22 protein-coding genes and 2 pseudogenes are annotated in these 20509 nt (G+C 62.5%); 9 read left to right on the top strand and 15 right to left on the bottom strand.

The window, feature by feature from the left end; all coding sequences use genetic code 11:
• Nucleotides 1–85: 85 nt before the first annotated feature.
• Nucleotides 86–520 (top strand): annotated as a pseudogene (locus NATGR_RS18975) (IS4 family transposase); the annotation flags it as partial.
• A 274-nt stretch (nt 521–794) separates the two neighbouring features.
• Here the strand turns inward: NATGR_RS18975 and NATGR_RS13185 are convergent.
• Together NATGR_RS13185 and NATGR_RS19500 are read right to left on the bottom strand one after the other, a co-directional pair.
• A complete protein-coding gene (locus NATGR_RS13185) occupies nt 795–1475 on the bottom strand; it encodes a class I SAM-dependent methyltransferase (protein ID WP_015233686.1) in 681 nt (226 codons plus the stop codon).
• Nucleotides 1472–1684 carry a hypothetical protein gene (locus NATGR_RS19500; protein ID WP_015233685.1) on the bottom strand — a complete coding sequence of 71 codons (213 nt, stop codon included), beginning with the start codon at nt 1682–1684 and terminating at the stop codon, nt 1472–1474. Before NATGR_RS19500 ends, NATGR_RS13185 begins: the two co-directional genes overlap by 4 nt.
• Before the next feature lie 335 nt (nt 1685–2019).
• Here NATGR_RS19500 and NATGR_RS13175 point away from each other — a divergent pair, with 335 nt between their 5' ends.
• The gene (locus NATGR_RS13175) at nt 2020–3051 is read left to right on the top strand and encodes an NAD(P)H-dependent amine dehydrogenase family protein (protein ID WP_005580504.1); all 1032 of its coding nucleotides are present in this window, start codon (nt 2020–2022) and stop codon (nt 3049–3051) included.
• A gap of 452 nt (nt 3052–3503) precedes the next feature.
• On the opposite strand, the gene NATGR_RS13170 is transcribed toward NATGR_RS13175, so the two are convergent.
• A complete protein-coding gene (locus tag NATGR_RS13170; RefSeq protein ID WP_005580503.1) occupies nt 3504–3875 on the bottom strand; it encodes an ArsR/SmtB family transcription factor in 372 nt (123 codons plus the stop codon).
• A gap of 262 nt (nt 3876–4137) precedes the next feature.
• A complete protein-coding gene (gene moaA / locus NATGR_RS13165; protein WP_005580502.1) occupies nt 4138–5142 on the bottom strand; it encodes a GTP 3',8-cyclase MoaA in 1005 nt (334 codons plus the stop codon).
• Nucleotides 5143–5272: 130 nt separating this feature from the next.
• Between moaA and NATGR_RS13160 the strand changes: the two genes are divergently transcribed.
• A complete protein-coding gene (locus NATGR_RS13160) occupies nt 5273–5488 on the top strand; it encodes a hypothetical protein (RefSeq protein WP_005580501.1) in 216 nt (71 codons plus the stop codon).
• A 24-nt stretch (nt 5489–5512) separates the two neighbouring features.
• Here the strand turns inward: NATGR_RS13160 and trpB are convergent, their stop codons facing one another.
• Both trpB and NATGR_RS13150 read right to left on the bottom strand, forming a co-directional pair.
• The gene (trpB, locus tag NATGR_RS13155) at nt 5513–6679 is read right to left on the bottom strand and encodes a tryptophan synthase subunit beta (protein WP_005580500.1); all 1167 of its coding nucleotides are present in this window, start codon (nt 6677–6679) and stop codon (nt 5513–5515) included.
• A 604-nt stretch (nt 6680–7283) separates the two neighbouring features.
• Nucleotides 7284–8306: a hypothetical protein gene (locus NATGR_RS13150; RefSeq protein ID WP_005580499.1), complete on the bottom strand. Its 1023-nt coding sequence runs from the start codon at nt 8304–8306 to the stop codon at nt 7284–7286.
• Nucleotides 8307–8484: 178 nt separating this feature from the next.
• Between NATGR_RS13150 and NATGR_RS13145 the strand changes: the two genes are divergently transcribed.
• Entirely contained in the window at nt 8485–9054 is a 570-nt protein-coding gene (locus tag NATGR_RS13145) for a hypothetical protein (RefSeq protein ID WP_005580498.1), read from the top strand.
• On the opposite strand, the gene NATGR_RS13140 is transcribed toward NATGR_RS13145, so the two are convergent.
• Entirely contained in the window at nt 9055–10125 is a 1071-nt protein-coding gene (locus tag NATGR_RS13140; protein ID WP_005580497.1) for a hypothetical protein, read from the bottom strand.
• A 212-nt stretch (nt 10126–10337) separates the two neighbouring features.
• On the opposite strand from NATGR_RS13140, the pseudogene NATGR_RS13135 reads away from it, so the two are divergent.
• A pseudogene (locus tag NATGR_RS13135) lies at nt 10338–10834 on the top strand (FxLYD domain-containing protein).
• Nucleotides 10835–11012: 178 nt separating this feature from the next.
• Here the strand turns inward: NATGR_RS13135 and NATGR_RS13130 are convergent.
• From NATGR_RS13130 to NATGR_RS20460, 4 genes are all read right to left on the bottom strand, one after another.
• Nucleotides 11013–11372, bottom strand: coding sequence for a hypothetical protein (locus NATGR_RS13130; protein ID WP_015233683.1), 360 nt, complete (start codon nt 11370–11372; stop codon nt 11013–11015).
• Between the two features lie 255 nt (nt 11373–11627).
• A complete protein-coding gene (locus NATGR_RS13125) occupies nt 11628–11972 on the bottom strand; it encodes a Cdc6/Cdc18 family protein (RefSeq protein WP_005580494.1) in 345 nt (114 codons plus the stop codon).
• Between the two features lie 98 nt (nt 11973–12070).
• Entirely contained in the window at nt 12071–12928 is an 858-nt protein-coding gene (locus NATGR_RS13120) for a PspA/IM30 family protein (RefSeq protein ID WP_005580493.1), read from the bottom strand.
• Between the two features lie 33 nt (nt 12929–12961).
• On the bottom strand, nt 12962–13096 hold the full coding sequence (locus NATGR_RS20460) for a hypothetical protein (RefSeq protein ID WP_269459368.1): 135 nt from the start codon (nt 13094–13096) through the stop codon (nt 12962–12964).
• Here NATGR_RS20460 and NATGR_RS13115 point away from each other — a divergent pair.
• Together NATGR_RS13115 and NATGR_RS13110 are read left to right on the top strand one after the other, a co-directional pair.
• Nucleotides 13095–13706: an alpha/beta hydrolase gene (locus tag NATGR_RS13115; RefSeq protein ID WP_005580491.1), complete on the top strand. Its 612-nt coding sequence runs from the start codon at nt 13095–13097 to the stop codon at nt 13704–13706. The two genes, NATGR_RS20460 and NATGR_RS13115, sit on opposite strands and share 2 nt — an antisense overlap.
• A 133-nt stretch (nt 13707–13839) precedes the next feature.
• Nucleotides 13840–14595 (top strand): SDR family NAD(P)-dependent oxidoreductase, encoded by a 756-nt coding sequence (locus NATGR_RS13110; RefSeq protein ID WP_005580490.1) that lies wholly within the window; start codon nt 13840–13842, stop codon nt 14593–14595.
• A 3-nt stretch (nt 14596–14598) separates the two neighbouring features.
• On the opposite strand, the gene NATGR_RS13105 is transcribed toward NATGR_RS13110, so the two are convergent.
• Both NATGR_RS13105 and NATGR_RS13100 read right to left on the bottom strand, forming a co-directional pair.
• Entirely contained in the window at nt 14599–16461 is a 1863-nt protein-coding gene (locus NATGR_RS13105; protein ID WP_005580489.1) for an ATP-binding protein, read from the bottom strand.
• A 159-nt stretch (nt 16462–16620) separates the two neighbouring features.
• Nucleotides 16621–17244, bottom strand: a complete 624-nt coding sequence (locus tag NATGR_RS13100; RefSeq protein WP_005580488.1) for a DUF7344 domain-containing protein — start codon at nt 17242–17244, stop codon at nt 16621–16623.
• A 285-nt stretch (nt 17245–17529) separates the two neighbouring features.
• Between NATGR_RS13100 and NATGR_RS13095 the strand changes: the two genes are divergently transcribed.
• Nucleotides 17530–17871, top strand: coding sequence for a DUF7113 family protein (locus tag NATGR_RS13095; protein WP_005580487.1), 342 nt, complete (start codon nt 17530–17532; stop codon nt 17869–17871).
• A 25-nt stretch (nt 17872–17896) separates the two neighbouring features.
• On the opposite strand, the gene NATGR_RS13090 is transcribed toward NATGR_RS13095, so the two are convergent.
• Nucleotides 17897–19174 carry a DNA double-strand break repair nuclease NurA gene (locus NATGR_RS13090; protein ID WP_005580486.1) on the bottom strand — a complete coding sequence of 426 codons (1278 nt, stop codon included), beginning with the start codon at nt 19172–19174 and terminating at the stop codon, nt 17897–17899.
• Between the two features lie 347 nt (nt 19175–19521).
• Between NATGR_RS13090 and NATGR_RS13085 the strand changes: the two genes are divergently transcribed.
• Complete coding sequence (locus NATGR_RS13085; RefSeq protein WP_005580485.1) at nt 19522–19797, top strand: hypothetical protein; 276 nt, start codon at nt 19522–19524, stop codon at nt 19795–19797.
• 186 nt (nt 19798–19983) lie between these two features.
• Here the strand turns inward: NATGR_RS13085 and NATGR_RS13080 are convergent, their stop codons facing one another.
• Nucleotides 19984–20406 carry a thiol-disulfide oxidoreductase DCC family protein gene (locus NATGR_RS13080; RefSeq protein ID WP_005580484.1) on the bottom strand — a complete coding sequence of 141 codons (423 nt, stop codon included), beginning with the start codon at nt 20404–20406 and terminating at the stop codon, nt 19984–19986.
• Nucleotides 20407–20509: the final 103 nt, after the last annotated feature.

Raw genomic sequence — 20509 nt, 5'->3', positions numbered from 1 at the left:
TGACAGCGACGGCTTATCGAGGCATCTTTTCGAGAGGAACGAGGAGGCGACGAGTGTGCAACACGAAGCCTCCTCCTCTCGGATTATGCGTCGGCTCACTAATTGTTTCCCTCCGAGTTCCCCGAAGAGCACGCCGAGAACTCGGCGTGGTCGAACGCGATCGCAAGCTCCAGATTCCCGCCTCCGTCTGGGCATTCGTGTTCCGCTTCGCCGCGGCGAAAGCCACACACTCGCTGGCTTCAGACGCAGCTACAACTCCACTGCCGACGAGACGATCTCTCCTGGCGGCTTCTATCACCGGTTGACGCCGTCTTTTGCAGAGTACTTCCGCGACCTCGTCGAGACCGTGCTCGACGAGGTCGCTGTCCCTGACACTGTTGACGCCGATATCGACCGGTTCAGGGACGTGATGATCGCCGATGGAACGGTATTGCGGTTACACGAGTTCCTCGCCGGTGAATACGAAGCCCGGAAAGAGAAGCAGGCTGGAGCGAAGCTCCACCTGCTCCACAATGCCACTCGGACACAAAGCGGTGCATTGGGAACATATCGGGCACCGCTGTCGCGGTGCCTTTGTCCTCTTTGATCTTCAGCTACAGCTCTCGGTATCAACAATCTACTTCACAAGAGCGACCCCACATAGATGCTGATTCCCGCGTCTTCAGGCGCGGGAGGGAGTCAATGCTCGATGCCGCTTTCGAACGACGATCCGAGGGAGACTGCGGGGGAGCGATCGGTACGAACACCCACAGATCGTATCTGGCCGACCGCTGTGGACGGTGTGAGAGACCGATTTAGGTCGGCACGTCGATAGTCACGACGTACAACTCCTGGTCTGGTCGTTGCCCCCAGAAAACCGGGTCCATCAGCGGCTCGCAGTCGACGTCCTCGAGTCCGTGGTCTGCAAGGAAGGCGACCAGTTCGGTCGGTGGCCGGCCGTCGTACAGGGGCAGGGCATCGTGGATCTCGCGATACCCCTCCCACGGTTCGTCGAAGTCCCAGTAGCCTTCGACGAGGACAAGCCGTCCGCCAGGTTGGACGACGCGACGCCACTCGTCGATCGCCGTTTCGGGGTGTGGCAGCGTCCAGATGAGATGGCGGGCTGTCACGACATCGAAGGCGTTTTCGGCGAACGGGAGCGTCTCGGCGTCCCCAGTGTGGTACTCGATCGTGCAGTCCGCTTTACGTGCCTTCGATCGGGCGCGCTCGAGCATCCCAGACGAGATGTCGAGACCCGTCACGTCGTAACCCAGTTCGGCCAACAGCAGTGAGACGGTTCCAGTCCCACAGCCGAGGTCGAGCACGCGGCGTGTACCGTCGGTCGTCAGTTCTCGGAGCAGCGACAGCCACGCTTCACGCTGTGTGTCCGTGTGGACACCGGAGATGCCGTCGTCGTCGTACTCGTCGGCACGCCCGTTCCAGTACTTCCGGACGGCGTCTTTTACGATGCCGTCGGAGTGCTGTGGTCGTGTCACGAACGACCACCGTTCGCCCGTCCGGCCAGTTCGCCTCGGTCGGCCGCGTCCGTCCACGTGGAGACATCGCTGGCTACCGCTACCGTGTCGGTCGGGTTCGTGCCGGCGAACCTGTTCTGGACGTGTCGTTCGAGCCATCTGGAACTCCCGAACGGCCACGAAGATATCGCCGCCTCGATCACGATCCAGGAGTTCGTCTCGAACTGCATACTCGGCACTATCGACGGGACCGAGTAAGCACCTGTGGTATCACAGAGCCGGATCTGGATCGGTCACCGCTGCAGGTTCTCATCACATATCATCGAGCGCCCCGACACGACTTACGAGCGTTCGCACACGGCTCCGGGCGTCGGCCGAGATGGAAGCCCATTACGGACCCCTTCGCGCGTCGGGCAAAGGTATTTTTCACCCTTCGTCGTTGGGAGCGACGATGCGACGACCGTATCACACAGCCTGGAACGGACGGTGCGGAAGCGACTCACAGAACGGACGTACCGATAACTCGGCCGCCAGCGGGCGCTGTTCGAACTCGAGGTGAGAAGCGATGCGCAAGATCAGAGCAATCGTCTACGGAGTCGGATCGACGGGACAAGACATCGCGGAGTATATGCTTCGGTCCGGGATCGAGATCGTTGGCGCGATCGACGCCGACCCGGAGAAAGTCGGCTCGGACCTCGGAGACGTTATCGGGGTGGATCGGAAGCTACACGTCGAGGTCTCTGACGACGCCGACGCCGTCCTCTCCGAGACGAATGCCGACGTCGCCGCCGTCGCTGTCGTGACGCCGATGGAGGAGATGTACCCCCATCTCGCCCGCTGTCTCGAGAACGGCGTGAACGCGATCACCACCTCGGAAGAAGCGCTGTATCCCTGGACGACAGCCCCGGAACTGACTACGAGACTCGACAGGAAAGCCCGCGAGAACGGTGTGACCATCACTGGAGGAGGCTACCAGGACATCTTCTGGGTGAACCTGGTGACGATGTTGACCGGTGCGGCTCTCGAAATCGACACGATTCGCGGGATGGGGCGGTTCGACATCGACGACTACGGGCCGGTTCTCGCAGAGCACTATTTCGTCGACTCGTCCGAGTCGGCGGTTCGAGAGGCGATCGAGGAGGGCGACGTTCCACCGAGTTTCTTCCGGATGAACCTCGAGGCCCAAATCTCGAGACTGGGACTCGCACTCGAGAGCGTCGATCAGGAGACGGACCCGGTGATCGCGGAGGAGGAAACCGAGTGTGAGGCGCTCGACGAGACGATTTCAGAGGGGGATGTCCTCGGGTTGCGCTACGTCGTCGACGTGGCGACCGACGCGGGTATCGACTTCGTGGGTACCGAAGTCGCTAAAGTGTACGGGCCGGACGAGGTCGACGTCAACGAGTGGACGATCGACGGGACACCGGAGATACACCTCCGAAACGACGACGTCCCGACGATGGTCGGGACGAGCACACAGATCGTCAACCGGGTCCCTGATCTGCTGGAGAGCGAACCGGGATACGTCACGGTCGACCAGTTGCCTGCCCCTCGATTCAGACCGCTGTCTCTCGAGCAGTACGTCGATCTCCGATAGCACTCGAGGAAAACTATAACATAGTTACAGTATTTGCCTACGGTCGGTATCGAGCGTCGTGCGGTCGGCTACAAACGGTGTCTGGGCCGCGGACTGTATATTCAACCAGTACGTTTACACTCTGACCAGTTCACTCCTTACTCGGCAGGGGAACGGGGGGACTCGATTGGAACCCGTCCATCGCGGGAAACACTATCTGCCATGTCTCGCGATCACTCACTCATCGGACCGTTCCATCACCCTGCCTGCACTCACCACAGCCGTTTTCTATGGGCTCACCGGAGTGCTCACCCGGCAGTCGACCAGCTGTGTAATGTGGCGAGTCCATCACTTTAGACGGGTTGACACCTGATTTCGGGGCGGTGTGATCCCCGATCCACGGGGTGCTGTACCGTCGTCCCCTGCAATCGCTTTGGGTCGCGGGTACGCTGGCAATGACGACAGTACTCGCATCAGAGATCCGGTTTACAGAAGACGTCTCGGCCGTTCTTCCGGCAGTCGATCCGCAACTCGTCGTCACTCGTCACTGAAACGCGATCGATCCGTCTGACGTATTTAGCTGGCCCGTCGACGTGTGGCCCCTGCTCGAGTTCGCGGATCAACCCGGCTTCCTCGAGTTCGGTGAGCTTCCGATAGGTCGTCGACCCCGGAATGTCGAGGGTAGTAGATAGTTCTCCGGCTGTGATTGGAAGCGTCACGTGCTGGTAGATGCGTCTGGCGGTGCGATCGGCTAGTGTGTCGACGATCAGGGCGGGCGTACAGTCGTGCTTCGACGGCTGTTCAGCGCCGGCACAGCGGCGCGTTCTCTGCGAGGCTCGGCTCATAGACGAACGTAGAGTGGGCGTCGATTTATCAACAAGCCCTGTTCCCAGTCGGTAGGAGTCGAGGCGAACCACACAGTCAGGTACCGCTAATACGGCTGTAGTCCACCTGTTGGTGAGCCCCCTCGGGATCAAGCCCCGGAGCAGTCGCCTCGATAGCCTGTAAAGAAGACGAAAGGGCCGCGTGGCCGGTGCAGCGGGCTGTACCGGCCGACCGTCGACTAGTGTCGGAGCCACTGGACGTCAGTCGACGGTTGGGACGGTACTAGACCTGCACCGATTTCTCGATGTACTTTTCGTCGATCTCCCACTCGCCGTCGCCGTTCTCGATCATGTACTCGCCGTAGTAGGGGACGCGGTTCTCGACGGTCTCTCGGAACGTCTCACGAATCTCGGGTTTGGTCATTTCCCCCATCGTCCGGAGGTCGTCGTTCCGGTTGAGACAGCCTTTCAGGTAGCCTTCGTGGGTCACTCGAACGCGGTGACAGTTCTGGCAGAACGTCGCGTTCTCGACGGGATCGACGATTTCGACCATCCCACGGCCGGCGTTTGGATCGTCACTCGAGTCGCTTTCGCCAATCCAGTAGCGCCGGCGATTGTGCATCTCTCGGTGTTCGATCTCGTCTGCTTGCTCTGCCAGCCAGTCGTGAACGCGCTCGATGTCGATGTTCCACTCGGGCCTGCCGGTGAGTTCGGGCATATACTCGATGAGTTGTAGTTGCAGGCCGTCGTTTTCCGCGACGTGGTCGACCATCTCGGGGATATAACCCGCAGTGTGCTCGAAGACGACCATGTTGAGCTTGATGGGGTCTAGGCCGGCGTCGAGAGCGGCATCGACGCCCTCTAGAACCCGTTCGTACGCGCCACTCTGGGTGACTGCCGCAAAGTCCTCGGCATCGAGCGCGTCCTGGGAGACGTTGACCCGCTCGAGGCCAGCGTCGACGAGGTCTTCGGCACGGCCGGGGAGGAAGGTACCGTTAGTCGTCAGCGACACTTCCAGTTCGTCCGGCGTGCGCGCGATGATCTCCGCTAAATCCTGTCGGAGCATCGGCTCGCCACCAGTGAACTTGACCGCATCGACGTCGAACTCGGTAACGACCTCGAGAAATCGTACGACATCGTCCGTACTCATCTCGGCGTCCTGTGGGTCCATCGGGCCGCGGGTATCACCGAGCCCCTCGTTGTGACAGTAGATACAATCGAAGTTGCACCGATCCGTCAGCGAGATGCGTACCCCCGTCACCTCGCGCCCGAACTCGTCGGTGAGCATACTACGGCCTTGCAGATGGATCCGCTTAAACTCGCCGGGTATTTCCCGGCACTAGTAACCATTTTGGGTTTCGTTTTGTGGGCTGAAACGAGTGCGTAACAACTACTCTTTCCCGTCCCGAACAGGGTGTATGGACGACGAGATGCTCGACGACCAGCGGCGACTCGTCGAACTCATCGAGGCGGAAGGCTGGGACGTAACCGATCTCGAGATGTCGGCCTACGACAGCCCGTGGGCCGACGAAGACGAACCGGAAGCGACGGTAACGATCACCGCTCGAAAACCCTACGAGAGCGAGAATGGAGACAGTGGCGATGAAGACGACAGTCCCTACCGGCTGCAGTAGCCCGGAGGTGGGTAGTCGATCGCTCTACAGGTCGAACTTCGAGGCTGCAGTCTTCATGTCCTTGTCGCCCCGGCCCGAGAGGTTGACGAGAATCGTCTCGTGGTCGCCTGCCTCTGCGAGTTGGATCGCCCGCGCGACGCCGTGACTCGACTCGAGTGCTGGGATAATTCCTTCCGTCTCGCTCAGTTCCCGGAACGCAGCAAGCGCTTCCTCGTCGGTGATGCCCGTGTACTCACAACGGCCGACTGCACGGAACATGGCGTGTTCGGGGCCGACGCCGGGGTAGTCTAGTCCGGCGGAGACGGAGTGGACGTCGACGTCGTCCTCGAGCACGCGCGTCTTCATGCCGTGGATGACATCGTCGGTGCCGCTTGCGAGCGGTGCGGCGTGTTTGCTCGAGTCAGGGCCTTTCCCGCCACCTTCAGCGCCGTAGAACTCGAGGTCGTCATCGCGGAAGGCGTGGAACAGCCCGATTGCGTTCGAGCCGCCGCCGACGCAGGCGACCGCTGCGTCGGGCAACTCGCCCGTTTGCTCGAGAAACTGGTCGCGGGCCTCGTCGCCGATGACCGACTGGAAGTCACGGACCATCCGCGGGAAGGGATCGGGACCGACGACGCTGCCGACGAGGTAGTGGGTGTCGTCGACGTTCGCGGCGAAGTCCTCGAGGGCGACGTCGACGGCATCCGCGAGTCCCGCGTCACCGCGGGTGACTTCGGTGACATCCGCGCCCAGCAGGCGCATCCGGAAGACGTTCATCTCCTGGCGCTCGACGTCTTTTTTGCCCATGTAGATCTCCGTTTCGAGGTCGAACAGCGCGCCGGCCATCGCGGTCGCGACGCCGTGCTGGCCGGCCCCAGTCTCCGCGATGAGTCGCTCGCGGCCGGTGCGTTCGGCAAGCAACGCCTGTCCGAGCACGTTATTGATCTTGTGGGCACCGCCGTGAAGCAGATCCTCGCGTTTGAGGTATATCTCCGCGCCGTAACGCTCGCTTAGGTTTTCGGCGTAGTAAAGCGGCGTCGGCCGTCCGGCGAACGACTCGAGATGGCCTCGGAGGGCAGCCTGGAACGCTTCGGTCGTCGCGACGTCGTCGTAGGCACCAGCGAGTTGCTCGAGTGGTCCCTCGAGCGGTTCCGGAACGTGCCGACCCCCGTATTCGTCGAACGCTCCATCGTCGTGTGCATCGTTGGACATACCTGGCGTATAGACTCTCACTCTCAAGTAAGTTCCGCGCCGTAGTGTGCAACGCTCGCCCACGACTTGTCTGACGGGGCGTCGTCGCTATCGACCCAGCCGCGACGTCGGCGACGTCGTCGAACCGACCCCGGATTTCGCTGGGCCGGCGAATCGATCGGTATCGGCCACTGTTGTGGCGGCGATCGGACACTGCCGAACCCTGCCGACCACAACCTCGAACTAGTGGCGGGCCAAGCCTGAACTGATGGGTCGAATCTGGCGGTGTGGCTCGATTCGACCCGTCAGTCGACGGTTGGGACGGTACTAGACGAGCGACGGCCGACTCGAGCACCTTTCGGGGCACTCGAGGACCGAGACGGCGTCGAGTCGTTACGGTCGGCGTGGGCAGGAGTGTGGTACTGCTGTCCCGACGCAATCGCTTGGGACGCGGGTGCGCCGGAACTGGCCGACATAACCCAGACGGGGGGTCGAGGATTGGTCACCTGCTTGCCGTTCTCGCTACGGTTCGATTGTTTCCAGGTGGTGGCCGACTGCGAGCGTTCGCTTTGCCATCCGTTGCGCTCAGCGAACGCGACGGGTGAGAAACGCCGCTCTCTGCTGCTCACCCCAGATCTTCGTCGCGTTCGGACTCCCGCAGGATGAACGGCCCCATTGCGAGTGTTCGCTTCGCGATCGTCGCAATTCGGAGGATGTAGACGATGAAGACGACGAACGGCGAGATACCGATCACGAACCCCAGGCTCGCGAGCCAGACCAGGTTGTCGATGCCCAGCGTCGTCCCCGGCAAGGCGTTGCCGTCGACGTACATGATCAGGACGGCCATCGCGGTCAACGCGGGCACCGAGATGTACAGCAACGCCCGCGAGAGGTTGATCAATTCCCACTGGAAGTACAGCGTCTTGAAGTGCTCGCGTGCCGGGCCAAACAGTCGCAGCGTCTCGATCACGTGGTCGATCTTCTCGTTTGCTTCTTCAGAGAGCGACTCCGTGTGATCTGCCCGTATCTTGCGCGCGTCGTAAATCTTTCGCGAATAGTTGAACTGCAACGCGTTCCAGATCACCTCGAACGTACCGAACTGGGCGTTCTCGAGGTTTGCCTTGACACTCTCTGCGTTGTCCGTCGTGTCCTCGACGTAGGCGCCGATTTTTCCTTTGAGTTTCTCGTCGCGTTCGTCTTCCATCTCCGCTTCGAGTTCGGTTGCACGCTTCTGGATTCCCTCGACGAGTTCATACAGGAAGGCCGCTGGCTCGGGCGGACTCGCGTCCGCGTCGATCGTGGCTTCGACGGTCTGGCGGAAGTCCATCGCTGCCTGCATCCGATCACGTTGCTGACCGACCGCGCCGAGCTCCTGGGAGAGTACGAGCTGGTTGATCGTGACGACGATCGAGGTACCGGTGATGATCGCGCCGATAAACGCCGAGAAGAAGAACTCGAGGCCGTCCTGGTTCTCGACGATGAGCCGCAGCGGCGTCAGGCCGATCCGGCTGGTGGTGACGAGGATCGCGAACACGACTGCCAGGATAATGCCAGTGAGCACCCAGCGATCTACCCGGAGCAACACCCAGAGCCGCAGTCCACCGAGGCGTTCGTTCTCGTTGCTTTCGCTCGAGTCCGAGTCGCTCATCGACTGTCCGAATCGACGACAGCGGTGGGTAAAATACCCGGCCCGGGAGGCGACGGGACGGGAGCGGGTTCGGACCGGAGTAGTTCGATCCGCCGATCGGAGTGCTATCGAGCGACGTTCTCGGCACAGTAACTGTCCACGCAGCCTTTTTTCCGTCCTCGTCGTACGTCGTTCCGGTATGAGCATTGAGCGTCCGATCGAGTACGGGTTCGACGGCACCGGGAACTGGTTGTTCGGCGGCGCGGTCGGCGGCGTCGTCGGTTCGTTGCTGTTCGGCGGCGTCCTCTGGCTCGTCGACCCGACGATCATCACCGAGGTAATTCCCGCGCTATACGGTATCGACCCGATCGGCACGGCAGGCTGGGTCTTCCACCTCGTTCACGGACTCGTCCTCGGTCTCGTTTTCGGCGTGCTCCTCAGCCGCGATCCGATCCTCGGAACGGTGATGGCTGACGTCGAAACCGGCTTCATCGCTTCGATGGGGCCCGGGCTCCGATTCACCCTCGCCGGAGTCGTCTACGGGTTAGCCGTGTGGGCGATCCTCCCGTTGCTCGTATTGCCGACCTGGGTGGCGATCGGCGGCATCGACGACCCAGGCTTTCCGATGCTCGCTTTCGAGAGCCTCGTCGGTCATCTCCTTTATGGCCTGTTGCTCGGTGCGCTATTCTCGGTCGTCGTGGAGATATCCCAGGAAGCCAAAGCGGCCGACGCGCCGTTCGAGGAGGCGACAGACTCCACGCGAGAGTAGTCAGTTTGCGGGTTCGCTTCTCGGCTCGGCTCCGTAAGAGACGTCGAACGGTCCCTCGCCGGGATCTTTCTGGGGAAGCATCGGCCCGACGGAGGCGGTTCGGCGAGTGACGCTCGCGGTCCGGAGGATGTACGCGGTCAGCAGCGCCAGCGGGGAGACGACGACCGCGATGAGCGCGCTGACGACGTACGGCAGGTAGGCGATGCTGACACTCGCCCCGCCGAGGTCAGCGTACAGGAAGCCGATGAGCATCGCCGAGAGGATTGCCGGAACGCCACAGTACAGCGTCAACTGCGAGAAACGAGTGAGCTCTCGCTGGAGATACGTCGTCTTGAAGTGTTCGCGAGCGACGCCGAACAGTTCCAGAACGTCGATCAACGCCTCGAGTGAGTCGCGGGCATCCTCGGAGAGGTCGTCCCCGTACGCTCCGCGGAGGTGTCTGGCACCGTATAACTGCCAAGCGTCGTCGTAGCCGATCGCGGCCGAGACGGCACGAAACGTCCCGAACTTCGTGTGCTCAAGGGTGTCGTCGAGCCGATCCGAACTCTCCTGGACGGCGGCGACGTACCGGTCGACCTGCGTTCGGAGGTCGTCGTCAGGGTGAGTCGCCACCTCGTTCTCGAACGTCGTCGCGTGGTCGTCGATTGCCTCGGTGAGCAACTCGAGCAAGCGGGTCGGCGAGGCGGGGGTCGCCGACACCCCTGTTGCGTCTGCGGTCTCCTCACGAAACTCCAGAACGCCCTGGAGTTGCTTTTCGGACTCGCCGGCTGCGGCAAACTCCCGGGAGAGGATGAGCTGGTTGATCGAGACGACGAGTGTGACAAGCGAGAACGTGCCGGCGATCATCCCGCCTGCGAGCCGGGTGATCGAGTCGTCGTTGACGAAGGAGACGACGCCGACGTCGTTCAAGACGAGAAACCCGACGAAGACCCCGACAGTGATGATCGCCGTAATGAACAGCCGGTCGGCCTCGACCAACACCCACTCCCGGAACCGAGTCCAGGAGTTCGTCCGCTTTCCGATGTCGCTCCCGTAGGACTCGAGCGTCTCGCCAGTGTCGGACGACTCCATAGCTGTCGCGTTCACCGCTGTCGACAATAAGGCCCCGCGTTGCACACCACGGTCGAAAGCCGACTGGAACGGACGTTCGCGCTCTCCCCACAGACTGCAGGGCCGACACTGAAATGGGTTCGTGCCGTCCGAACGTTCGTGTCCACGATTGTGCCCTCGCTCTCGGCGACACGACCGATCGTCTCCGAACGAGTTCGTCGCCAACCGCGACGATGACTCGCCACTGTTCGAGCAGTCGACGGCGTCTCTTGCTCTATGCGGGTGGAGCCGTCGCGCTCGGCGGCTGTCTCGGCGACGGAAGCGTCGGCGGCGACGGACCGACCTACGAGGCAGGGACGGTGGCCGACGCCGACGGCGACGAACGCACGGCAGCGGAGATGGCAGCCGCTGCAGCGGTCGCCGAAACCGAGATTACCGAGACCGTCACGCCGCTTGCCGAGCTCTCACTTCTCGATCACGAGTTCGTCGTCGAAGACGACTTCAGGCGGTCGACCGTCCAGGGACGCCTCGAGAACACTGGCGAAGACCGAATTCAGACCGTCGAGGTTCGCGTCCGCGTCTACGACGACGAGGACACCAACTCGGTCACTATCTCGCGACGACTGGCGACCTCGACGGCGGCGGAACGTGGGCGTTCGAGACCGTGGTCCTCGAGTCGCCCGGCGACGTGGTCGACTACGAGGCGGCAGTGCTCGGGACGCCGACGTGATACGGTTTACTGCAGTTAATTACCGCCGATTGTCAGAACAGGGTCGGCGATCGCCGGGAACTAGTTACAGCAATCCGTCCGAGAGCGCGACGGTACCCGTTCTCGACGCCAGTCCGTGGTACTCGGCAGTCGCTTTCGGGCCGACCGCAGCGAGAACTGGAAGAGAGGCATCGACTGTCTAGGCGGCGACGCGTACGGACAGAGAGACGTTCCAGATCGTCACGACACTCCCGAGTAGAAAGAGTCCGATCGGGACGCCGATCCGATAGTCGGACGGCGTCACCCGGTACAGTCCGTAGAACAGGAGCAACGCTGCAAGCTTCCAGGGAACGAGAATCCAGTGACCGACGGCGTCCGTCACAGAGGCGGCGATCGGGTGAACTTCGACGACAGGCGTCGTCGAGACGAAATAGAGCGTACTCGAGAGGTCGCCAATACCGTACGTCGCGACGGCGAGTAGCCACATCGAGCAACGAGTCGACGGCAGCGAGAGCCCCCAGTCGTCAGCAGCGACTCGCGTCTTCCTCGATCGGCTCATTGTCGAAACGAGGACGACCCGATAGATGAAAGCTATGGCAGATGTATCGATACAGCGCCGAACACAGTTGTTTTAACGGAAAAAGTGCTGTCGGATGTAGAGCAGGCGGCTATCACGGGCCGCCGCCAGAAACCCTGAACCCGGTCGCCGCGTTGCTCGCGGTTCTCGAGTGCGTCGGGATGGTCGCCCAACGGCGTGACAGTCCGGATTTCGTCCGGTTCCAGACAGCCGACGGCGATTCCGACCGCACTCTCGTCACTCCCCGGTCAGTTCGTCGTCGACACCCCCGAACACCGTCGTTGGATCGACAGCGAGTTCGTAGGCCGGTCGTCCCTTTCCGGTCGGCGACGTCTGGTCGGGCTCCGTTTCGTCGACGAGGCCGTCGTCCTCGAGCCGGTACAGTGCCCGGATCACGTCGGCCTCACTGATCGAACCGACGACTCTCGTCTCGTCGCCCGTGATCCGATTCCGGCAGACGCGACGGACCGTCGGCGTTCGAACCGGTGTCTCGTCCTCGCGGTCCAGCGTTGCGATACCGAGCAATACGACCTGCTCGAGGGGTGGGATCGAGTCGATCTCGGGCGTTGATTCGGTGGCCATACACGTCGTTCCACATCGTCCGTGGTAATCGTTGCCCTGTCCCGACCCAAGTCAAAAACTACCCTCACCGATCGATACTCTCTCGAGAACTCGCCGAATCAGTCGCGCTCTTCGTCCTGTAACTCCGCGAGTTCGGCCTCGATCTCCTCGTCGGGGATGTCCTCCTCGAGGTCCTCGAGTGCGGGTTCGTCCACGTCGGCCGCCTTCTGGGGTTCGGGTTCCGGTTCTGGCTCTGGCTCTGGCTCTGGCTCTGGTTCGTCCTCGCCAACGTCGGACTTTAGCGTCTCGAGTTCGGCTTCGACGCCACTGCCAGCCGATAGTTCCTCGAGTTCGCGGTCGATTCGGTCTTTATCCGAGATGACGTCGTCGAAGGCTCCACTCTCGTGAAGTTCGTCCAGCGCGGCGGCTCGTGCCTCCATATCTTCGGTTTTCTCTTCGGCGCGTTCGATCGCGCGGCCGACATCCTCGAACTCCTCGCCCGTTGCCGTCATCGCTTCCGACACCGTGGAACTGGCCTCGGCGGCCTCGTAACGGGCTTTCATCGTCTCTTTTTTGGTGCGGAACTCCTCGATACGAGTCTGGAGTTCGTTTTTCTGCTCGATGAGTTGGTCCTGCTGGTTCTGCAAGTCCGCTATCTGTCGTTCCAGATCCTCGATCTGGTTCATCTTCGTTTTCTTCTTCTCGAGTGCACGCCGGGCCAGATCCTCGCGATCCTGCTGGACCGCCGTTCGGGCCTGCTCGTTGTGTTTCTCGACGTTGTCCTCGAGGCGGCGTTTCTGCATTTCGAGGCGTTTTTTCTGTGTCGTCAGGTCGGCGATACCACGTTTGACTTCCTGAAGCTGGTCGCGCATCTGCTCGTAGGAGTAATCGAGCGTCTCCGTCGGGTCCTCGGCTCGATTGAGCAGCGAGTTAATTTTCGACCGGATGACGTAGGAGGTCCGAGAGAGGATGCCCATACTCGTACGTATCGTTCCTCTACCTTAAAAACATCACTTCGACGACAGTCCCGACCGATCGTGCTCGACGGCGTCCAGAGCGGTCACGCGACCGGTTCCCTCGAACCGGACGCCGATCGTCGATCGAGGGCGGGCGTTGATTACCGTCCCGTCACAACGACTCGCCATGAGCGACGTCTTGGTACCTGGCGGCCGCGATGTCCGAGCCACGCTCGAGGAACCCGACGAGGAGACGGACGCGATCGTCGTCGCCTGCCCACCCCACCCACAGCACGGCGGTTCGCGCACAGACGGCCGACTCGTCGCGATGAGCGAGGCGCTGACCGACCGCTCGATCGCCTGCCTCCGGTTCGACTACGGCCAGTGGGACGACGGCTACGGCGAACTGGCGGACGTCCGCAACGCCGTCTGCTGGGCCGACGGGCGCTACGATCGCGTCGGTCTCTTCGGGTACAGTTTCGGCGCGACGCTTGCGTTGATCGCCACGGACGACCTCGAGACAGTCGATGCCGTCTCCGCGCTGGCACCGACCGCGCATCTCGGAGCGGATCTCGACGCGCTCGAGGCCCTCGAGTCGCTGTCCGTTCCGATTCAGGTCCTGTACGGGGAACGGGACGGGACCGTCGACTGGGAACCGGTCGTCGACCTGGCGACTGACCGCGACGACGAGGTCGTTTCGATCCCGGGCGACCACTTTTTCGTCGGACAAAACGAGACGATCGCCGAGCACGTCTCCGCCTTCGCCGCGTCGCGGCTGTTCGAATCCGGCCGGGAGTAACGTTCTCGTCGTCTCCGCCTTCGCCGCGTCGGGAGTTCTCGATCTGATCTGCCAGTCGAGTCGGCGAGTCCCCGCCCGGGAAACGGATGAACGATCGCAGCAATTCTTCCCACGCGTATCGAAAACACTGGTCATGCAACTGCTCGAAGACGAGGTTGCGGTTATTACGGGAGCGGCATCGGGAATCGGCCGGACGACGGCTGAGACGTTTGCCAGTCACGGCGCATCGGTCGTCGTCGCCGACGTAGACGACGGCGGAACTGACACCGTCGAACGCATCGAGAAAAACGGCGGTGAAGCAACGTTCGTGCAGACGGACGTCTCCGACCCGGAAGACGTTCAGGCGATGATCGAAACCGCCCTCGAGGAGTATGGCGGTATCGACGTTCTCTACAACAACGCGGCCATCGAAGGACCGGTGTCCCGACTGCACGAGTACGACGACGAGGCGTTCGAGCAGGTGATCGACGTGAACCTCAAAGGCGTCTGGTACGGGATAAAATACGGCATCGAGGCGATGCGCGCCGACGGGGGCGGGCGGATCGTCAGCGCGTGCTCGATTGGTGGCGAGGTCGCGGTTCCACAGTACAGCGGCTACGGGGCGGCGAAGGCGGCCGTGAGCAACCTCACCAAGCACGCAGCCATCGAGTACGCCGACGAGGGAATTCGTGCCAACGCCGTTGCGCCCGGAATCGTCCACACAGAGATGATCGAGCGCGTGATGGCGGAAAACCCAGCAATGGAAACGCAGTTCCGCGAGACCGAACCGATGCCCGGCCTCGCCGACCCCGAAGAGATCGCAACCGCCGTACTCTTTCTCGGCTCCGACCTCTCCTCTCGCGTGACCGGCGTGACCCTGCCCGTCGAGGGCGGCTACCTCGCGCAGTAACCGTCAGTCGCGTCCGTGCCGAGTCAGACACTTCGGCAGGCCGATCAACTCGACGGGTTCGGAGTTGTCCGGCGAGTAGACGACCATCTGTCCTTTCTCCATGTAGGGTACTTTCGACTCGAGGTTGCTCGGAATGTTGACGCTCTTGATGGCGTCCTCGTCGCCGAGGTTGAGGACGATGGTGGTGTTGATCTGCTTGAAGACGGCGTCGTCGATGTCCTGTGGGTCCTGGGTGATCAGGAAGAGGCCGAGTCGCTCCTTGCGGCCCTGCTTCGCTGCCTCGGTGAACTTCGTGATGACCTTGCCCGCCTGCACCGAGTCCGCGTCGGTCAGGAAGTTGTGGGCCTCGTCCATCCCCAGTACCAGCGGCGTCTCCTTGATCCGGTCGTAGGTCGGGTCGTTCGAGAGTTTCTCGTCGATCAACAGCGACGAGAGCGCGAGGACGACGGTCTCGGCCGCCCGCGTATCGCTGACGTGGTAGGTCGGGACGACCGAGAGGCCGCCGGGGCGGACGAAGTCGCCGATCATGTCGGTGATCGGTCGCGCGTCCTGGTCGAAGACGTGGTCGAAGCCGAGCACGCGCCGGCGGACGGCGTCGAAGGTGGCCTCGTGAACGCGACCGGACTCGTCGAGTTCCTCCCGGAGCGCGGGGTCGTCGAGGAACGTGGTGAACTCCTCGTAGGTCGCCTCCCACCCGTACTCATTCCGGAACCGCTTCAGGAGCACGCTCGTCAACGCGCCGTACTGATTGTCGTTCAGTCCACTCCCCGCGACCAGCCACGGGTTCTCGTGGACCATCGAGAACGGAATCGTGAACTCGACCTGCTCGGCGCGGTGGTGGCCCGCCGAGTACGACGAGGAGCCGACTTTTGGCACGAAGGCCGTCGTCTCGTCGACGCCGCCGTAGGCGACTCCCTCCCGCTCGAGGCGACGGGCATACTCGCCGTCCAGGTCGGGATTGTCGTCGTGCATCTGAGCGTACTCGTCTTGCGGGTCGAACTGGACGACGGCCGCCTGGACGGATCGACCGTCCTCCATCGGATACGTTCGCTCCTCGGCGAGGTACTGGCGCAAGATGTTCTTTGCGCCGTGGGTCTTCCCCGACCCCGTCCCGCCGGCGATCAGGCTGTGACGAAAGACCAACGGATCGCCGGCCTCGTAGTCGTCTTTCAAACGGTAGTCGATCGTCGGCGGCGAAGCCGCGGTCTGTACCTTCTCGCCGCCGACCGAGAGGTGGCCGAGGAAGACGCCGTCGTCGGGAATCTTCAGCCCAGTCTTGATCGTCTCGGTGTCGGTCGCCTGCCGGACGACGGTCTGGGGTTTCGGCACGCGGTCGGTCATCCGCCGTTTAAGATCCACATCGTCGCCGGACTTCGTCCGGCTGCTCGCGGAGCTTTGCTCCGCGCTGTCGTCGTAGAGGACGGCCACGGGCTCGAGCCCCGCAACGAACTTGTAATCGGCCTCCTCGACGTCGTCGGTCCGCATCGCACGCCTGGCGTGGATCTCCGTCGCGTCGTCGGCGTGGTACTGCTGGGCGTACTCGAGACCGGTGATTCGACAGAACAGCGTCTCACCGTCGGGGTAGGGTGCGACGAGATAGCTCCCGATCCGGACCGACGACCGGTTGCCGCGGGTGACGTACGCTCGCAGCGTCGTGTCGTCTTCGTCTTCGGCGATGCGAAGCCCCTGGGAGACACAGATCGCACCGATACCGACGTCTTCGCCGTGGGGGTCGACGTTCGTCGGCTCGAAGTCATCGTCGGTATCTGCCCCGGAGGGACTGCCGTCCTCACCCGTCGCGCCTGCGCTTGCGGCGTCGTCGCTCTCGTCGGACGTAAACTCGCCGAAGTCTCCCAGCTCACTCATAATCAGTATATCCGACCGATTACTAAAACGCGTTTCCCTCCGATCGGCCAGTCAACCGGACCGACAGGTGACTGTGTCGGCGGTTGGAGCGGGCATTCGCTGGCGACAGAAAGAGACCCACCTGCTGGGGTCATGAGAAACCTCGGCTGTGACAACGACTTACCGGACGATCTCGGGAACGTCCTCGGTGAGCGAAGCCAGCCCGGCACGACGATCGTAGTCGAGGACGCCGGCGTCTTCGAGCGTTGGGAGATGGGAGTGATGGAGACCGACTTTCGCCCGATCGGCCTCGGGGACGCCATCGTACGCGGCGAGTTTCGACGCGAGTTGCTCGAGCGAGAGCGGCCGGCTGCTCTCGGCGAGTTCGTCGATCAGTCGAAGCCGGAGCGGATCGAGAACTCGGTCGAGGACCGCTCGCTCGTCGTCGACTCCCTCGAGCAAATCAGCGAGCGCGGCCGACTGGAGCAACGCTCGTTCGCGGAGTTCGACGACGTCTCGGTCTCGGTCCCACTCGACGATACCATGGTCGTCGAGCCGTGGGACGTGGTTGTGGACGAGCGCCGTCCGTACCTCGCGCCGGCGCGTCGCCGGAACGTCGCCCTCGCCGGCTTCTCGCTCGAGGACTGCGGCCGTCAGCTCCGATAGTGACGGCGCAGACAGGTCTTCGAGCGCGGCGAGCAGACGAACCCGTCTGGGGTGTTGAAAGACCCCGTATTGTTCCGCCGGGACGTCGTCCAGCAGGTGCCGATCGGTCGTACCGCCGAGGTGAGCGTCCGAACTCATTATTACCGTTCACTCCTCCAAGGGGCATAAGCCCGTTTCCAAAACGATTTGGATCAAGAACGTGTCTATTACTTTCGTAATCGTCCAATAACTCAGTATGAGCCACAGTAGAGAGCGAACAGCGCGTAATAACGAGCGGTTGACTGTCTCTCAGACGCGATCGTCTCTACTATCGGACCGATAGTCGTCCGGAAACGAACCGGTCGACGCCGGCACACCCGGTTCTAGCACCGTGTTACTCTCGCTTCCGCGCCCTTTTTGCTGCCGGAGACCGTACTCACTGCTATGTTCATGGTGCGCGGTCGTGCCGGCGGGACCGAGCTCACTGGCACCCTGTACGAACGCGGTGAATGCCCGCCCTCCTTTAGCGGTGCACCCGACGGCGACGCTGCGTACGTCTGGGTCTGCGACGAGTTCTACGAGGTCGACAGCGGCGGGACGGTTCAGCGAATCGGCGACCGAGAGATCCACGTCGCGTTCGAGTCACCGATGCCCCGAGGATTCGACACCAAACGACAGGCGCTCGAGCGGGCCAGAGAACACGTCACCACACAGTTCGCTCGCATCGGCGTCGACCCGAACACCGTCGAACTCGAGGTCGAGAAAGTAGAACCACGCGTCGAGTAGCTGTGCGCGATCCCAACAGACCGCATCAGTACGACCCCTCCCACCTGTGGTCGTCGTAGGTCCGGTCCTGGCTCGTCTCGAACTCCGCCTCGAAAGACTCCCGGAGCGATTGCTTCTCCGAACGGTCGATCCGGGCCAGTTCGTCGGCCTTCTCGACGACCGTCGGTGGACCGTGAGCAACGGCGACATCCTGCAGGAGCTGCATCGTCAGCCGTTCTCTGCGATCGGGATCGCGAGTGAAGGCGTACGGTGCCTCGACCCGATAGACGAGATCGTCCCGCGGATCGTAGACCACGAAGAACGTGACCTCGTAGTTCTCGGTCGACAAGTTCTGCTTGACGCCCAGGGCGTTTCCGTCGGTCGACAGCGGTCGGTCGACCCCGCCACGAGACCGAAACCAGTTCGTGTAAGTCAGCGCCGACGTCTCCCGTTCCCAGCGGTCACCTTCGACGTCGTCGACGTACTCACCGCGCTCGAGCAGTCGCGTAAAGAGTGCTGCATCGTCGCTCCACGGCGTACTAACGTCGACACGCCGGTTGCGCTTTAGCGTCCGCGTAATTACGCGAGTCGACGGATTCTTGACGAACCCCACGAGCGGCCGGTCCTGGTCGACGAACGCCTCGACCAGCCGAACGTAATTCTCGAGGACGGTCGTCGGGCGCGGGTCCTCGAGCAGGAAGTCCTCGAGATCGGGATGGCGGTCGGCCCACCGGAGCAGGCCACGGGGGTAGATCGGTCCGTCGAGCACGAGCAGGTCCTCGACGTTCGTGGCGTGCTCGAGGGCGTGTTCGCTCTCGGCGAGGTAGAGCGCGAGCGCGTGGACGACGCCCTCGGCGAACCGGGGCAGGGGTGGTACCTTCACGGCCTGGCTGCGGCTGTAGCCGTCGTCGAACTTGTGCCACGCTTCGTCGACTGTCATCGTCTCGTCGTTCGAGTGAACCGTCGCGACGACGGTCCGGGAACGGTGCAGATCGAGGTCGCTCGGCGTCGCACTCATCGCTGCCTGTGCAACATCGACGACGAGTCCGTTCTTGAACGTCGTCGGGTTGATCGTGCCGGCGTCGAGTCCGTGCTCGGTCGGAAACGCCTGCTCTCGGAGCGCCACGTCCTCACAGTCCACGAATCGACGCCTCTGTTCGCCGACCGGTTCGAGAACCGTACGCCCCTCGTCGTCACGAAGTGGGTCGAGAAACTCCGCCCAGACGGTCTCGGCGAACGCACGCCGATCGCGCTCGTCGGCCCCGTGGTCGATCCGTCTCGCGAGTCGTGCGATCCCTTCGAAGTGGACCGGATCGAGCGTCATGACAGGTGGCACCCAGCCCACCAGCAAAAATCCAGTGATCGGCAGCGTCTGCCGGTGGCCCCTCACACCGCGGCTCTCGTTCGGTTCCGACGGCCGAAACTCCTGTTTTCCGTTGCGATCGGCTGTCGCAACCCCCGTCGGTAGCCAGAACCGCCAAGCAGCGACAGGTCAGTCGACCCGACCACACACGACTGGATTTGGCCCATAGGACGGAACTGATACGGTTTGCTGTATTCAATTACCGCCGATCGCCAGAACGGGGTCGGCGATCGGCGGGAAATAGTTACAGCAATCCGTATGAAACACTACTAGGAAGGCTTTAGTCCCCGTATTGACTATTCTCGAGCATGTTCAAAGTGGTCCTCTACTACGCGTCGATCGTCGTCGCCGGTGGCCTCTTTGCCGTCCTGGGGATTGCCAATCTCAACGCACGAGTCGTCGATCCCGGCTCGGTCATGATGGTCCTCGGCGGGATCGGACTGATCGCGTTTGCGGGCTACCGGCTGGCCACCGCCGACGACCCGGCTCGACACGTGCCGACCGACGGCTGGGTCTGGGCGATCGTCGTCGCGGCCGTCCTCTTCTCTGCCTGGACAGTGCTCTTTTCGCCGGTGTCGGCCTGATCCCAATCGCCGACGTTCTGTCTTGCCGTTCATTCCAACACCTTGGCAGAACATCGCCCCGACCGGTAACCAGACCAGGAGTAGCTCGAGGCTGTTCGGGAAACCGTACCGTCTCCCGCGACTGTGCCACAAAGCGACACGTAGCACAACGCGTCCGCGTGGCCAATTCCGTCTCCAGTGTGCTCGTCACTCGAGGAACCGCTCCTGAACGTCGCCAGTCGGCATCATGCACTGGTCTTTCTTGCCGAACCAGTCGTACCGGCGCGCAGCGACGAACTCGTAGGCCCAGTCGCGAAGCCGTCGTGGCACGATTCGACCGACCGTCGCGAGCCCGTAGATGCCGCCCAGATACTCCCCGATTCGGATGACAGCGCCGGACTTTACGTAACAGTCGTCGCCGTCGATCAGGACGATCGACTCGAGGTCGTCGACCGGCGGTTCGTGTTCGGCCAGCAACTCCTCTGCGACCGCCGACTGGATGGAGGCAAAGTGAATGCGCCCCTCTGGATCTCGCGGAACGACGAACTGCACGAAGCCACTACAGAGGTTACAGACACCGTCGAAGAGGACGATCGGTTCGTCGGGGACCTCGAGATCGGAGTCGCTCATCACTCTCGATTCGATCCCAGCAATGTTCAGAGTTGCGTTCGCTTCGGTGCTGTCACCGGAGCGAAGCGTCGCCGGCAACGACAGCTAGTTACGCTCGGGTCGG

It is taken from the genome of Natronobacterium gregoryi SP2, from assembly GCF_000230715.2.
In the GTDB taxonomy this organism is placed as follows: Archaea; Halobacteriota; Halobacteria; order Halobacteriales; family Natrialbaceae; genus Natronobacterium; species Natronobacterium gregoryi.
Note: the sequence above shows the minus strand (reverse complement) of the source record. Positions and strands in the feature narration are given on the sequence as shown.

Excerpts from the sequence above, each read along its gene's own strand:
- NATGR_RS19500 (WP_015233685.1), bottom strand. The coding sequence starts at position 1,684 with ATGCAGTTCGAGACGAACTCCTGGATCGTGATCGAGGCGGCGATATCT.
- NATGR_RS13175 (WP_005580504.1), top strand. The coding sequence starts at position 2,020 with ATGCGCAAGATCAGAGCAATCGTCTACGGAGTCGGATCGACGGGACAA.
- NATGR_RS13170 (WP_005580503.1), bottom strand. The coding sequence starts at position 3,875 with ATGAGCCGAGCCTCGCAGAGAACGCGCCGCTGTGCCGGCGCTGAACAG.
- moaA (WP_005580502.1), bottom strand. The coding sequence starts at position 5,142 with ATGCTCACCGACGAGTTCGGGCGCGAGGTGACGGGGGTACGCATCTCG.
- NATGR_RS13160 (WP_005580501.1), top strand. The coding sequence starts at position 5,273 with ATGGACGACGAGATGCTCGACGACCAGCGGCGACTCGTCGAACTCATC.
- trpB (WP_005580500.1), bottom strand. The coding sequence starts at position 6,679 with ATGTCCAACGATGCACACGACGATGGAGCGTTCGACGAATACGGGGGT.
- NATGR_RS13150 (WP_005580499.1), bottom strand. The coding sequence starts at position 8,306 with ATGAGCGACTCGGACTCGAGCGAAAGCAACGAGAACGAACGCCTCGGT.
- NATGR_RS13145 (WP_005580498.1), top strand. The coding sequence starts at position 8,485 with ATGAGCATTGAGCGTCCGATCGAGTACGGGTTCGACGGCACCGGGAAC.
- NATGR_RS13140 (WP_005580497.1), bottom strand. The coding sequence starts at position 10,125 with ATGGAGTCGTCCGACACTGGCGAGACGCTCGAGTCCTACGGGAGCGAC.
- NATGR_RS13130 (WP_015233683.1), bottom strand. The coding sequence starts at position 11,372 with ATGAGCCGATCGAGGAAGACGCGAGTCGCTGCTGACGACTGGGGGCTC.
- NATGR_RS13125 (WP_005580494.1), bottom strand. The coding sequence starts at position 11,972 with ATGGCCACCGAATCAACGCCCGAGATCGACTCGATCCCACCCCTCGAG.
- NATGR_RS13120 (WP_005580493.1), bottom strand. The coding sequence starts at position 12,928 with ATGGGCATCCTCTCTCGGACCTCCTACGTCATCCGGTCGAAAATTAAC.
- NATGR_RS13115 (WP_005580491.1), top strand. The coding sequence starts at position 13,095 with ATGAGCGACGTCTTGGTACCTGGCGGCCGCGATGTCCGAGCCACGCTC.
- NATGR_RS20460 (WP_269459368.1), bottom strand. The coding sequence starts at position 13,096 with ATGGCGAGTCGTTGTGACGGGACGGTAATCAACGCCCGCCCTCGATCG.
- NATGR_RS13110 (WP_005580490.1), top strand. The coding sequence starts at position 13,840 with ATGCAACTGCTCGAAGACGAGGTTGCGGTTATTACGGGAGCGGCATCG.
- NATGR_RS13105 (WP_005580489.1), bottom strand. The coding sequence starts at position 16,461 with ATGAGTGAGCTGGGAGACTTCGGCGAGTTTACGTCCGACGAGAGCGAC.
- NATGR_RS13100 (WP_005580488.1), bottom strand. The coding sequence starts at position 17,244 with ATGAGTTCGGACGCTCACCTCGGCGGTACGACCGATCGGCACCTGCTG.
- NATGR_RS13095 (WP_005580487.1), top strand. The coding sequence starts at position 17,530 with ATGTTCATGGTGCGCGGTCGTGCCGGCGGGACCGAGCTCACTGGCACC.
- NATGR_RS13090 (WP_005580486.1), bottom strand. The coding sequence starts at position 19,174 with ATGACGCTCGATCCGGTCCACTTCGAAGGGATCGCACGACTCGCGAGA.
- NATGR_RS13085 (WP_005580485.1), top strand. The coding sequence starts at position 19,522 with ATGTTCAAAGTGGTCCTCTACTACGCGTCGATCGTCGTCGCCGGTGGC.
- NATGR_RS13080 (WP_005580484.1), bottom strand. The coding sequence starts at position 20,406 with ATGAGCGACTCCGATCTCGAGGTCCCCGACGAACCGATCGTCCTCTTC.